The organism is Buttiauxella sp. BIGb0471 (genome assembly GCF_024807715.1).
Classification (GTDB): Bacteria; Pseudomonadota; Gammaproteobacteria; order Enterobacterales; family Enterobacteriaceae; genus Buttiauxella; species Buttiauxella agrestis.
In genome coordinates, this window is sequence record NZ_JANUEU010000001.1 from 136,044 (window position 1) to 148,236 (window position 12,193).

14 protein-coding genes are annotated in these 12,193 nt (G+C 50.8%); 9 read left to right on the forward strand and 5 right to left on the reverse strand.

The window, feature by feature from the left end; all coding sequences use genetic code 11:
- Window positions 1-12: 12 nt before the first annotated feature.
- Together hemF and amiA are read right to left on the reverse strand one after the other, a co-directional pair.
- Window positions 13-918 carry an oxygen-dependent coproporphyrinogen oxidase gene (gene hemF, locus M2371_RS00585; RefSeq protein ID WP_259266628.1) on the reverse strand — a complete coding sequence of 302 codons (906 nt, stop codon included), beginning with the start codon at window positions 916-918 and terminating at the stop codon, window positions 13-15.
- Window positions 919-923: 5 nt separating this feature from the next.
- Window positions 924-1,796, reverse strand: coding sequence for an N-acetylmuramoyl-L-alanine amidase AmiA (gene amiA, locus M2371_RS00590; RefSeq protein ID WP_115627652.1), 873 nt, complete (start codon window positions 1,794-1,796; stop codon window positions 924-926).
- A 216-nt stretch (window positions 1,797-2,012) separates the two neighbouring features.
- Between amiA and M2371_RS00595 the strand changes: the two genes are divergently transcribed.
- The 9 genes from M2371_RS00595 (at window position 2,013) to cysM (ending at window position 9,549) form a co-directional block, all read left to right on the forward strand.
- Window positions 2,013-2,438 (forward strand): GNAT family acetyltransferase, encoded by a 426-nt coding sequence (locus M2371_RS00595; RefSeq protein WP_034497507.1) that lies wholly within the window; start codon window positions 2,013-2,015, stop codon window positions 2,436-2,438.
- Window positions 2,438-2,884, forward strand: coding sequence for a DUF2919 domain-containing protein (locus M2371_RS00600; RefSeq protein ID WP_172893511.1), 447 nt, complete (start codon window positions 2,438-2,440; stop codon window positions 2,882-2,884). The genes M2371_RS00595 and M2371_RS00600 overlap by 1 nt, the downstream gene beginning before the upstream one ends.
- 64 nt (window positions 2,885-2,948) lie before the next feature.
- Complete coding sequence (locus M2371_RS00605) at window positions 2,949-3,524, forward strand: RpoE-regulated lipoprotein (RefSeq protein WP_259266629.1); 576 nt, start codon at window positions 2,949-2,951, stop codon at window positions 3,522-3,524.
- A 103-nt stretch (window positions 3,525-3,627) separates the two neighbouring features.
- Window positions 3,628-4,527: a Dyp-type peroxidase gene (locus tag M2371_RS00610; RefSeq protein ID WP_259266630.1), complete on the forward strand. Its 900-nt coding sequence runs from the start codon at window positions 3,628-3,630 to the stop codon at window positions 4,525-4,527.
- Window positions 4,528-4,751: 224 nt separating this feature from the next.
- Window positions 4,752-5,768, forward strand: coding sequence for a sulfate ABC transporter substrate-binding protein (locus M2371_RS00615; protein WP_115627657.1), 1,017 nt, complete (start codon window positions 4,752-4,754; stop codon window positions 5,766-5,768).
- A complete protein-coding gene (cysT, locus tag M2371_RS00620) occupies window positions 5,768-6,601 on the forward strand; it encodes a sulfate/thiosulfate ABC transporter permease CysT (RefSeq protein ID WP_034497495.1) in 834 nt (277 codons plus the stop codon). Before M2371_RS00615 ends, cysT begins: the two co-directional genes overlap by 1 nt.
- Window positions 6,601-7,476: a sulfate/thiosulfate ABC transporter permease CysW gene (cysW, locus tag M2371_RS00625; protein ID WP_120065948.1), complete on the forward strand. Its 876-nt coding sequence runs from the start codon at window positions 6,601-6,603 to the stop codon at window positions 7,474-7,476. Before cysT ends, cysW begins: the two co-directional genes overlap by 1 nt.
- Window positions 7,466-8,566, forward strand: a complete 1,101-nt coding sequence (gene cysA / locus M2371_RS00630; RefSeq protein WP_172893514.1) for a sulfate/thiosulfate ABC transporter ATP-binding protein CysA — start codon at window positions 7,466-7,468, stop codon at window positions 8,564-8,566. The genes cysW and cysA overlap by 11 nt, the downstream gene beginning before the upstream one ends.
- A gap of 71 nt (window positions 8,567-8,637) precedes the next feature.
- The gene (gene cysM, locus M2371_RS00635) at window positions 8,638-9,549 is read left to right on the forward strand and encodes a cysteine synthase CysM (RefSeq protein WP_172893515.1); all 912 of its coding nucleotides are present in this window, start codon (window positions 8,638-8,640) and stop codon (window positions 9,547-9,549) included.
- A gap of 60 nt (window positions 9,550-9,609) precedes the next feature.
- On the opposite strand, the gene crr is transcribed toward cysM, so the two are convergent.
- From crr to ptsH, 3 genes are read right to left on the reverse strand one after another with little or no spacing between them, the layout of a single operon-like run.
- On the reverse strand, window positions 9,610-10,119 hold the full coding sequence (crr, locus tag M2371_RS00640) for a PTS glucose transporter subunit IIA (RefSeq protein WP_034459029.1): 510 nt from the start codon (window positions 10,117-10,119) through the stop codon (window positions 9,610-9,612).
- Window positions 10,120-10,159: 40 nt separating this feature from the next.
- Window positions 10,160-11,887 carry a phosphoenolpyruvate-protein phosphotransferase PtsI gene (ptsI, locus tag M2371_RS00645; protein ID WP_034497487.1) on the reverse strand — a complete coding sequence of 576 codons (1,728 nt, stop codon included), beginning with the start codon at window positions 11,885-11,887 and terminating at the stop codon, window positions 10,160-10,162.
- Window positions 11,888-11,931: 44 nt separating this feature from the next.
- Entirely contained in the window at window positions 11,932-12,189 is a 258-nt protein-coding gene (ptsH, locus tag M2371_RS00650) for a phosphocarrier protein Hpr (protein WP_034459025.1), read from the reverse strand.
- Window positions 12,190-12,193: the final 4 nt, after the last annotated feature.

The window sequence follows — 12,193 nt, forward strand, 5'->3', positions numbered from 1 at the left end:
GTGAGGGTTGTTTTAAACCCAATCTTTAACCGGCAAGAAATCACGATACAAGGCAGCCTCCGGGCTGCCTTCTTCTGGCTGATAGTTATATTCAAAACGTACCAGCGGCGGCATCGACATTAAAATCGACTCGGTACGCCCGCCCGTCTGTAAACCAAACAGCGTTCCACGATCCCATACCAGGTTAAATTCCACATAACGGCCACGGCGATAAAGCTGGAAATCACGCTCGCGCTCGCCCCACGGCAACGCTTTACGGCGTTCAACAATCGGCAGATAGGCATCCAGATAACCGTTTCCTACGGCCTGCATAAAGCTGAAGCAATGGTCGAAATTCGGGGTGTTCAGATCGTCAAAGAACAGGCCGCCAATGCCGCGCTGTTCATTGCGATGCTTAATAAAGAAGTAATCGTCACACCATTTTTTGTAACGGGGGAACACGTCGTCACCAAACGGCTGGCACAAGTCATACGCCGTTTTATGCCAGTGAATCGCATCTTCTTCAAAACCGTAAAACGGCGTTAAATCAAAACCGCCGCCAAACCACCACACCGGATCACAACCCGGCTTTTCCGCAATGAAAAAACGCACGTTAGCGTGGCTGGTGGGAATGTACGGATTGAGTGGATGCACGACTAACGACACGCCCATCGCTTCAAAACTACGACCGGCGAGTTCCGGGCGATGAGCGGTGGCGGATGCAGGCATGGCATCGCCATGAACGTGGGAGAAGTTAACGCCCGCTTGCTCAAAGATATTCCCACCGCGCAACACCCGACTGCGCCCGCCGCCACCGCCTTCGCGTTGCCACTCGTCTTCTTCAAACGTGGCACCGTCAACCTGGCTTAGTTGCTGGCAAATGGTGTCCTGCAATTGCAACAGGAATTGTTTTACGGCGTGAATGTCGGGTGAGTTCATAGGGTTCAACGTTTTTTGCTGTGAGCTTTCTGGTTATCAAACCAATGGAAGTAACTAATGATGCCTGATGCAATGGCGCTGGCAATTTTCTGCCGGAACGCTGGGGTGCCTAACAACTTTTCTTCACCGGGATTGGTGATAAAAGAGGTTTCTACCAGTACAGACGGAATGGACGGTGATTTCAATACCACGAATGCCGCCTGTTCGGTGTTACGACTATGCAGCTTATGCACCGGCTTGATTTGCTTGAGGATATGCGAGCCAAGCGTCAGGCTATTTTTAATGGTATCGGTTTGTACCAGGTCGAACAGCACCTGCTGGAGATACTGATCTTTGTGTTTTACCTTGCTGCCCGCCACATCATCGGCGGCGTTTTCTTTGTCAGAAAGGTATTTTGCCATCGCGCTACTGGCTCCGCGATTGGAAAGGGCAAACACCGACGCACCGGCAGCGGATGGGTTTGTAAAACCATCTGCATGAATCGACATAAACAGATCGGCTCCGTGTTTATGGGCGATTTCTACGCGATCGTACAGCGGGATGAATTCATCGCTGGTGCGTGTGAGTTTGGCCTCTATCCCATTGCTTTTAAGTATGTTTCTTACATTTTTTGCAATGGCCAGAACGACATGCTTTTCTTTGGAACCATTATGCCCAATCGCGCCGGTATCAATCCCGCCGTGGCCTGGGTCAAGCATCACTACTCTGCGGGCACCCGATTTTTTGGTCGGTTTACTGTGATTAGTGGTGGTTTTAAGGGGTTTAGTCTCGGAGCTGGCCAAAGCCTTGTTTACGCCCGTTAACGTTAAGGCAGCCAAACCAGTAAGCAGTAACTGGCGGCGGGTGGTCAGGTGCGTCAGTGATTTAATTTTGCTCATGCGGCTAATATTTTTATCTTAAAAATTGCTGATAGGCATTTATAGCGTATCGCTAAACGGTAAACGACAAGCATTTTCCTGAAATGATTATCTTTTCATTTCAATAAATGAATGAGAGTGAAGTATGCCATTTTTTACCCACTTTTGCGGCAGATATTGGCTAAACGCCAAGTTAACGCCATAATCAGGTTTTTAGACTTTCAGGTGGCTAATACCATGGAAATACGTGTTTTTCGCCAGGATGATTTCGAAGAAGTCATTACGCTTTGGGAACGTTGCGACTTACTGCGTCCGTGGAACGATCCTGAAATGGATATTGAACGCAAACTCAACCATGACGCCGATCTGTTTTTAGTGGCCGAAGTGGGCGGTGAAGTTGTTGGCTCATTAATGGGCGGCTACGACGGACACCGCGGCTCTGCTTATTATCTCGGTGTGCATCCAGAATATCGGGGGCGCGGTATCGCCAATGCGCTGTTAAGCCGACTTGAGAAAAAGCTTATCGCCCGCGGTTGCCCAAAAATTCATATCATGGTGCGCGAAGAAAACGACCTGGTCATTGGCATGTATGAGCGCCTTGAATACGAGCAGCAGGATGTAGTTTTACTCGGCAAACGCCTGATTGAAGATCAAGAATATTAATGCCTTATCTATATCCACCTTCGGATTACGATACACACGGTAATCTGAAAACACCCTTTTTGTTTTGGTGCATCCTCCTGTTGCAAGCGCGAACCTGGTTTGTGTTAGTGCTGGCGGCGGCGTCCCGTCAACAGGGCGATGCCATTCTCGGTGTGTTCTATCCCGACCGCGACAATTTTTGGTATGGGCTTTTGCCCGGTGTTCCTGCGGCCCTGGCCTTTATGATTAGCGGTCGTCGCCATTTGTATCCGCGATTATGGTCAGCCTGGCGTTGGGTGTTAATCGCCGCGCAGGCGGGCGTTTTGGCCTGGCAACTTTGGTTGTTATGGCAGGGAGAAGAACTCACCCCGGTGACGTTAGCGCTGCTGATTGCCGATATTTTTGCCCTGTGGTGGTTGTGTACCAGCCGCCGATTACGCGATTACTTCACCCTCAGCCGTGAATAACCTGGCACTTTTGGGAAAGTTTGCACTCCAAAGCGCGTACCCATGCTTAATAAAGGAATTTCTGATGAAAACTCTGCGCCTGATGCTAGTAGGGCTGCCACTGCTTCTGAGTGGTTGTTCGACGCTGTCTTCTGTCAACTGGTCTGCGGCAAATCCCTGGAACTGGTTTGGTTCATCGCTTGAAGTAAGCGAGCAGGGAGTGGGTGAGTTAAATGCCAGCACGCCGATGGATGAAAAGGCCATCAGCAGTGCCTTGAATGACAATTATCGTCTGCGCAGCGGTATGAAAACCGATAACGGCGAGATTGTCCGTTTCTATGAAGCGATGGACGATAAAACCGTGATGGTTATCGTCAACGGCGAGAAGGGCACAGTAAGCCGCGTCGAAGTGCTAGACACCGCGATTGAAACAGCAAGTGGCGTGAAAATCGGTACGCAATTTAGCGACCTGTACGACAAAGCATTTGGCGCGTGTGTCAAAGGGACTGGAGATGATAGCGAAAGTGTTGAGTGTAAGGCTAAAGACAGCCAGCACATCAGCTACATTTTTAGCGGCGAATGGCATGGCGGGCAGGAGTTGATGCCGTCTGACGATACGCTCAAAACCTGGAAGATCAGTAAAATTATCTGGCGTCGATAAAAATAGCCGCTGGCTTGCGCCTTCTCAAGAAGGCGCTGCCGGAATTGGGTATTATAAGGGAATAAACGCCACGTAGAGTGGCGTGTGTTTTTTAGGAGGATTCATGTCTCGTGTTCAATCTGGCATTCTGCCAGAACATTGTCGCGCCGCCGTTTGGCTGGAAGCGAGCATTCAGGGCGATTTCGATGCCATTCGCCAGGGCTGCAAAACCTTTAATCAATCGCTCAGTGCGCTTCAGGATAAATTCCCGGATGCTAATTTAGGCGCGGTGGTGGCGTTTGGTCACGACTTATGGCGCGATTTAAGTGGTGGCGTGGGTGCTGCCGAGCTGAAAAACTTTGCTCCGATGGGCAAAGGCCTGGCACCAGCGACTCAGCATGATGTGATGATCCACATTCTTTCTCTGCGCCATGATGTGAATTTCACTCTGGCGCAAGCGGCGCTGGCTGCATTTGGCGATGCGCTGAAAATTGAAGAAGAAATCCACGGTTTCCGCTGGGTTGAAGAACGCGACCTGAGTGGTTTCGTTGATGGCACTGAAAACCCGCAGGGCGAAGAAACTCGCCGTGAAGTGGCTGTGATTAACGACGGTGTGGATGCCGGCGGCAGCTACGTGTTTGTGCAGCGTTGGGAGCACAATCTCAAGCAGCTAAACCGCATGAGTGTTCACGATCAAGAAATGATTATTGGCCGTACTAAAGAGGCCAATGAAGAGATTGACGGCGACGAACGCCCGGAAACGTCCCACTTGACTCGTGTCGATTTGAAAGAAAACGGCAAAGGGTTGAAGATTGTACGCCAGAGCCTGCCGTACGGCACGGCGAGCGGCTCCCACGGCCTGTACTTCATCGCCTATTGCGCGCGTTTACATAACATCGAACAGCAATTGCTGAGCATGTTTGGCGAAACCGACGGCAAGCGTGACGGCATGTTGCGTTTTACTAAGCCCGTGACTGGTGGTTATTACTTCGCGCCTTCTTTAGATAAGTTGTTGAACCTGTAGAATAAAATGGTGGATGGCGCTTCGCTTATCCACCCTACAAGTGCGTATCAAGCTTAGGTCGGGCTAGCGTTAGTGACGCCCGACAAATCCCCGCTAAAAACCTTATATCCCTTTCTTATTGCAAATCACCAAACGATATATAAAACCGTTACAGCTTTGACACTCGTTATAAATACACTGGTAACCATAAAGTTCGGCGGTTATCACATTTATAAGGGTGCCAAATGGTCAATACGTCAGTCAAAAAAGTCTGGAGTGCTCTGGTTGTTTCTGCGTTGCTGGCAGGTTCAGCTCACGCTACAGAACTGCTGAACAGCTCTTATGATGTGTCTCGCGAGCTGTTTGCTGCCCTGAATCCTGCTTTCCAGAAACAGTGGGCTGCAGAAAATAACGGCGACAAGCTGGTGATTAAACAATCTCATGCCGGGTCATCAAAACAGGCACTGGCGATTCTGCAAGGTTTAAAAGCTGACGTTGTAACTTATAACCAGGTTTCGGATGTGCAGATCCTGCACGACAAAGGCAACCTGATCCCCGCTGACTGGCAAACCCGCTTACCCAACAACAGTTCGCCGTTTTATTCCACCATGGCGTTCCTGGTGCGCAAAGGTAACCCGAAAAATATCCACGACTGGAGCGATTTGGTTCGCCCGGATGTGAAACTGATTTTCCCGAATCCGAAAACTTCTGGTAACGCGCGCTACACCTATTTAGGTGCGTGGGGGGCGGCGAACAAAGCTGACGGGGGCGATAAAGCCAAAACCGAACAGTACATGACGCAGTTCCTGAAAAACGTTGAAGTGTTCGATACCGGTGGCCGTGGTGCAACGACGACATTTGTTGAGCGTAACCTCGGCGACGTGCTGATTAGCTTTGAGTCCGAAGTGAACAACATTCGTAACCAGTACGCCAAAGACGGCTACGAAGTCGTGGTGCCAAAGGTCAACATTCTTGCTGAATTCCCGGTGGCCTGGGTGGATAAAAACGTTAAAGCCAACGGCACCGAAAAAGCCGCGAAAGAATACCTGAACTTCCTGTACAGCCCGGCGGCACAAACCATCATCACTGACTATTACTACCGCGTGAATAACCCGGAAGTGATGGCGAAGCTGAAAGATAAATTCCCGCAGACCGACCTGTTCCGCGTGGAAGATGAATTTGGCGGCTGGCCGGAAGCGATGAAAACCCACTTTGCCAGTGGCGGTGAGTTCGATAAGTTGCTCGGCAAGGGGCGTGAGTAATGTTTGCTGTTGCTTCTAAACGGGTGCTGCCGGGCTTTACCTTAAGCCTCGGCACCAGTTTGCTGTTCGTCTGTTTGATTTTACTGCTGCCACTCAGTGCGCTGGTGATGCAGCTTTCTGAGATGACGCTGGCTCAGTATTGGGAAGTGATTACTAACCCGCAGGTGGTGGCAGCTTATAAAGTCACGCTGCTGTCGGCGGGGGTTGCATCAATCTTTAACGGCGCGTTCGGCATGTTGATGGCGTGGATTTTAACGCGTTATCAATTTCCCGGCCGCAGCCTGCTCGATGCATTGATGGACTTGCCATTTGCACTGCCAACCGCCGTTGCAGGTTTAACGCTGGCGGGGCTGTTTTCCGTTAACGGTTGGTATGGCGAGTGGTTGGCACAGTTTGGCATCAAAGTGACTTACACCTGGTTGGGTATTGCTGTGGCAATGGCCTTTACCAGTATTCCGTTTGTGGTACGCACCATTCAGCCTGTGCTTGAAGAACTCGGGCCAGAATACGAAGAAGCTGCGGAAACTCTGGGCGCGACGCGCTGGCAGAGCTTCCGCCGCGTGATTTTACCGGAGCTTTCTCCGGCGTTAATGGCAGGCGTTGCGTTGTCATTCACCCGTAGCCTGGGTGAATTTGGTGCGGTGATTTTCATCGCCGGGAACATTGCCTGGAAAACCGAAGTCACCTCGCTGATGATTTTCGTGCGTTTGCAGGAGTTTGACTACCCGGCAGCCAGCGCGATTGCTTCGGTCATTCTCGCCGCGTCATTGCTGTTGTTGTTCACCATTAACACGTTGCAAAGCCGCTTTGGTCGGCGCGTGGTAGGTCACTGATGACGGACGTAACTGAATTGAAAAGCTATCGCCGTACCGGTTTTAACTGGGGCAAATGGGCACTGATTGGTATCGGCGTGCTGATTTCATTTTTGCTGCTGGTGGTGCCGGTCGCCTCAATTTTTGCGCAGGCATTCTCGAAAGGATTGATGCCTGCGCTGCAGAATATTGTCGACCCGGATATGCTGCACGCAATCTGGCTGACGGTCATGATTGCGCTGATTACCGTGCCGGTAAACCTGGTGTTCGGTATTTTGCTGGCCTGGCTGGTGACTCGTTTTGATTTCCCTGGCCGCCAGTTGTTACTGACGCTGCTGGATATCCCGTTTGCGGTTTCGCCTGTGGTTGCCGGCCTGGTTTACCTGTTGTTTTACGGTTCAAACGGCCCGCTGGCAGGCTTTATGGACGAACATAACATTCAGATTATGTTCGCCTGGCCGGGCATGGTGCTGGTGACAATTTTCGTCACCTGCCCGTTTGTGGTTCGCGAACTGGTGCCGGTGATGTTAAGCCAGGGCAGCCAGGAAGATGAGGCTGCAATTTTGCTGGGTGCATCCGGCTGGCAGATGTTCCGCCGCGTGACGTTGCCAAACATTCGCTGGGCGCTGCTTTACGGCGTGGTGTTAACCAATGCCCGCGCCATTGGCGAGTTTGGTGCGGTGTCGGTGGTATCCGGTTCTATTCGCGGCGAGACATTCTCGCTGCCGTTACAGATTGAATTGCTACAGCAGGATTACAACACCGTCGGTTCGTTTACCGCAGCGGCGTTGCTGACCCTGATGGCAATCGTTACGTTGTTCTTAAAGAGTGCGGTGCAGTGGCGTTTGAATAGCCAGGAAAAACGCCTGCAACAGGAGGGGAATCATGAGCATTGATATTACCAATATTAAGAAATCTTTTGGTCGCACCCAGGTGCTGAATGATATCTCGCTGGATATCCCTTCTGGTCAAATGGTGGCGTTGTTGGGCCCGTCAGGTTCCGGCAAAACCACGCTACTGCGTATTATTGCGGGGCTTGAGCACCAGAACAGCGGGCGTATTAGTTTCCATGGCACCGATGTCAGTCGAATTCATGCGCGTGAACGTAAAGTAGGATTTGTTTTCCAGCATTACGCGCTGTTCCGCCATATGACGGTGTTCGATAACATCGCTTTTGGTCTGACGGTACTACCTCGCCGTGAGCGCCCGTCGTCTGCGGTGATCAAACAAAAAGTCACTCGTTTGCTGGAGATGGTGCAGCTGTCACATCTGGCCGATCGTTTCCCGGCTCAGCTTTCTGGTGGTCAGAAACAGCGTGTGGCGTTGGCGCGTGCATTAGCGGTTGAACCGCAAATCCTGTTGCTCGATGAGCCATTTGGTGCGCTGGATGCGCAAGTGCGTAAAGAGCTACGCCGCTGGCTGCGCCAGTTACATGAAGAATTGAAGTTCACCAGCGTGTTTGTTACGCACGACCAGGAAGAAGCGATGGAAGTCGCGGATCGCGTGGTGGTGATGAGCCAGGGGAATATCGAGCAGGTTGATACGCCGGAGGCCGTGTGGCGTGAACCGGCGACTCGCTTCGTGCTGGAGTTCCTTGGCGAAGTGAACCGTATGAAAGGCGTTGTGCGTGGCAGCCAGTTCCATGTTGGCGCACACCGTTGGCCGCTGGGCTTTACGCCGGCACATCAGGGGCCGGTCGATCTGTTCCTTCGCCCGTGGGAAGTCGACGTCAGCCGCCGTACCAACCTTGATTCGCCGCTGCCGGTGCAGGTGTTGGAAATCAGCCCACGCGGGCATTATATGCAGCTGGTGGTACAGCCGCTGGGTTGGTATGACGAACCTTTAACGGTTGTGCTGCGTGAAGACCACGTTCCTGTGCGTGGTGAGCGCCTGTTTGTCGGCCTGCAACATGCGCGCCTGTATGATGGGAAGAACAGAATTCACAGTACTTATAATGGCCAGGTAGACCTCGCGCAATCCGCCTGATAAGTTTACTGAACAACACGACACGCAAAGGCGGCCCACGTGGCCGCTTTTCTTATTTTTTGGATAGGCAAGTGAACACCTTAGAAAGCACGATTGGCAATACGCCTCTGGTTAAATTACAGCGCACCGGCCTTGATAACGGCAGTGAAATTTGGGTAAAGCTTGAGGGGAATAACCCCGCAGGCTCGGTAAAAGACAGAGCGGCACTTTCTATGATTGTGCGTGCAGAAGCTCGCGGTGAAATCTCTCCAGGAGATACGCTCATTGAAGCGACCAGCGGCAATACCGGCATTGCACTGGCGATGATTGCGGCGCTCAAAGGCTATCGCATGAAGCTGTTAATGCCTGACAACATGAGTATGGAACGCAAAGCGGCGATGCAGGCTTATGGCGCAGAACTGATTCTGGTGACGAAAGAGCAGGGCATGGAGGGCGCTCGTGAACTTGCATGTTTGATGGATGAACGAGGAGAGGGCAAAGTTCTCGATCAGTTCAACAACCCTGATAATCCTTATGCGCATTACAGCACTACCGGGCCGGAGATCTGGCGGCAAACTCAGGGACGAATCACGCACTTCGTTTCAAGTATGGGAACGACCGGAACAGTCACGGGTGTCAGCCAGTTTATGCGTGAGCAAGACAAACCCGTCAAAATTGTTGGGTTACAACCAGAAGATGGCAGCAGTATCCCTGGGATTCGTCGGTGGCCAGAAGAATGGTTGCCGAAAATCTTCAACCCTAATCTGGTTGATGAAGTGATTGATATGTCACAAGTCGAAGCCGAGAGAACCATGCGCAAACTTGCGCGTGAAGAGGGGATTTTCTGCGGTGTGAGTTCTGGCGGTGCGGTGGCAGGTGCGTTGCGTGTGGCGCTGGCCAATCCTGGGTCTGTAGTGGTGGCGATTATATGCGATCGCGGCGATCGTTATTTATCGACCGGCGTGTTTGGCGAAGAGAGTTATTCGCAAGGTTCTGGTATCTGAGATTTTAAATACAAACAAAAACGGCACCACAAGGGTGCCGTTTTCTATTGTGCGGACAACTTACTTCTTGATACGGATGACTGGGGTTTCGCCCACGGTCACGCTACCAGTCAGTTTGATCAGCTCTTTGATTTCGTCCATGTTGGAGATAACAACCGGAGTCAGGGTAGACTTCGCTTTCTCTTCCAGCAGGGCCAAATCGAACTCGATAACGACGTCGCCTTTCTTAACACGCTGGCCTTCTTCTGCGATGCGTTTGAAGCCTTCGCCTTTCAGTTCAACAGTGTCGATACCGAAGTGGACGAACAGTTCAATGCCGCTATCGGATTCGATAGAGAAAGCATGGTTAGTTTCGAAGATTTTACCGATGGTGCCGTCAACCGGAGCAACCATTTTGTTGCCAGTCGGTTTAATTGCAATGCCATCACCAACGATCTTCTCGGCGAAAACCACATCTGGAACATCTTCAATATTGACGATTTCGCCAGAAAGTGGGGCAACAATCTCAATGGTTCCGGTGTCTTTTTTATCATCAGAAACCAGAGATTTCAGTTTATCAAACAAACCCATGATCTTCTCCTAAGCAGTAAATTGGGCCGCATCCGGTGGATTAGCAGATTGTTTTTTCTTCAATGAACTTGTTAACCAGCGTCATTAACTCGTCCGTTGTCGGTTGAGCAAGAGCTTGCTCTGCTAACACCTTCGCATCTTCGAAGTTCGTGTTACGAATAATCTTCTTAATGCGCGGGATAGAAATGGCACTCATACTAAATTCGTCCAGACCCATACCCAGCAACAGAAGTGTAGCACGTTCGTCGCCTGCAAGCTCACCACACATACCGGTCCATTTACCTTCTGCATGAGAAGCATCAATAACTTGCTTAATCAGAGTCAGTACAGACGGTGACATTGGCTGGTAAAGATGCGAAATCATATCATTACCACGGTCAACTGCCAGGGTGTACTGCGTCAGATCATTGGTACCGATACTGAAGAAGTCGACTTCTTTAGCCAGGTGGCGAGCAATTGTGGCCGCAGCCGGAGTCTCAACCATCACGCCAACTTCGATAGTTTCGTCAAACGCTTTGCCTTCTTCACGCAGCTGCGCCTTCATGATTTCAATTTCTGCTTTCAGTGCACGCACTTCTTCAACAGAGATGATCATTGGGAACATGATGCGTAATTTACCGAAAGCAGAAGCACGCAGAATAGCGCGTACTTGAGCGTGCAGGATCTCTTTACGATCCATCGCGATACGGATTGCACGCCAGCCCAGGAACGGGTTTTCTTCTTTCGGGAAGTTCATGTACGGCAGCTCTTTATCGCCACCGATATCCATGGTACGTACGATAACAGCTTGTGAGCCACAGGCTTCAGCAACAGCTTTGTACGCCGCGAACTGCTCATCTTCAGTTGGCAGAGAATCACGGTCCATGAACAAGAATTCTGTACGGTACAGACCTACACCTTCTGCACCATTGCGCTCTGCACCGTCGATATCACGAACAGTACCGATGTTTGCGCAGACTTCTACCTGATGACCATCGAGAGTGATTGCTGGCAGGTCTTTCAGTTTCGCCAGTTCAGCTTTCTCAGAAGCAACCTGTTGCTGTACAGCACGCAGGGCTTCGATCTCGTCGTTGGTTGGGTTAACGTAAACTTTATTGTTAACAGCATCGAGGATCAGGTAATCGCCGTTCTTCACCTGGCTGGTAACACTACCCGTACCAACGATCGCAGGCAGTTCAAGAGAACGCGCCATGATTGATGTGTGGGAGGTGCGGCCGCCGATATCAGTGATGAAACCCAGCACCTTTTGCAGGTTGAGCTGTGCGGTTTCAGACGGAGTCAAATCTTTAGCGACCAGGATAACTTCATCCTGAATAGCGCTCAGGTCGATAATTGCCAGACCCAGAATATTTTGCAGCAGACGTTTACCGATGTCGCGTACGTCAGCCGCACGTTCTTTCAGGTATTCATCGTCTAATTCTTCAAGCGCGATGGCCTGGCCTTCGATAATTTCGTGAGCCGCTGCATCAGCCGTCACTAACTTATCTTTGATAAGGGCTATGATTTCCTGCTCAAGCTCTTCGTCTTCCAGCAACATAATGTGGCCTTCGAAGATAGCTTCCTTTTCTTCACCGAAGGTCTCGCCAGCTTTAATTTTGATCGCTTCTAATTGCGATGACGCTTTTGCGCGCCCGCTTAAAAAACGTTCAACTTCCTGCGCAACTTTGTCGGCAGAAATTTTCTTCCGGTCGATGACAATTTCATCTTCCTTCAGCAAAAGTGCCTTGCCGAAAGCGATACCCGGGGATGCTAAAATGCCTGAAATCATAACCCTACCTTACTTGTGACTGATATTTACGAAGAACCCAGAACTTACTCGAGTTCAGCCATCAGTTTTACCAGATGCTCAACTGCTTTCTGATCGTCTTCGCCTTCAGCGGAGATGGTCACTACTGTACCTTGAGTCAGGCCCAGAGTTTGCAGTTTGAACAGGCTTTTCGCGCTAGCGCTTTTGCCGTTGGAGGTCACAGTGATCTCAGAAGTGAAGCCTTTAGCTTCTTTAACAAACTGAGCAGCAGGGCGGGTATGCAGACCGTTTGGAGCGGTGATGGTAACTTCTTGCTGGAACATTGTA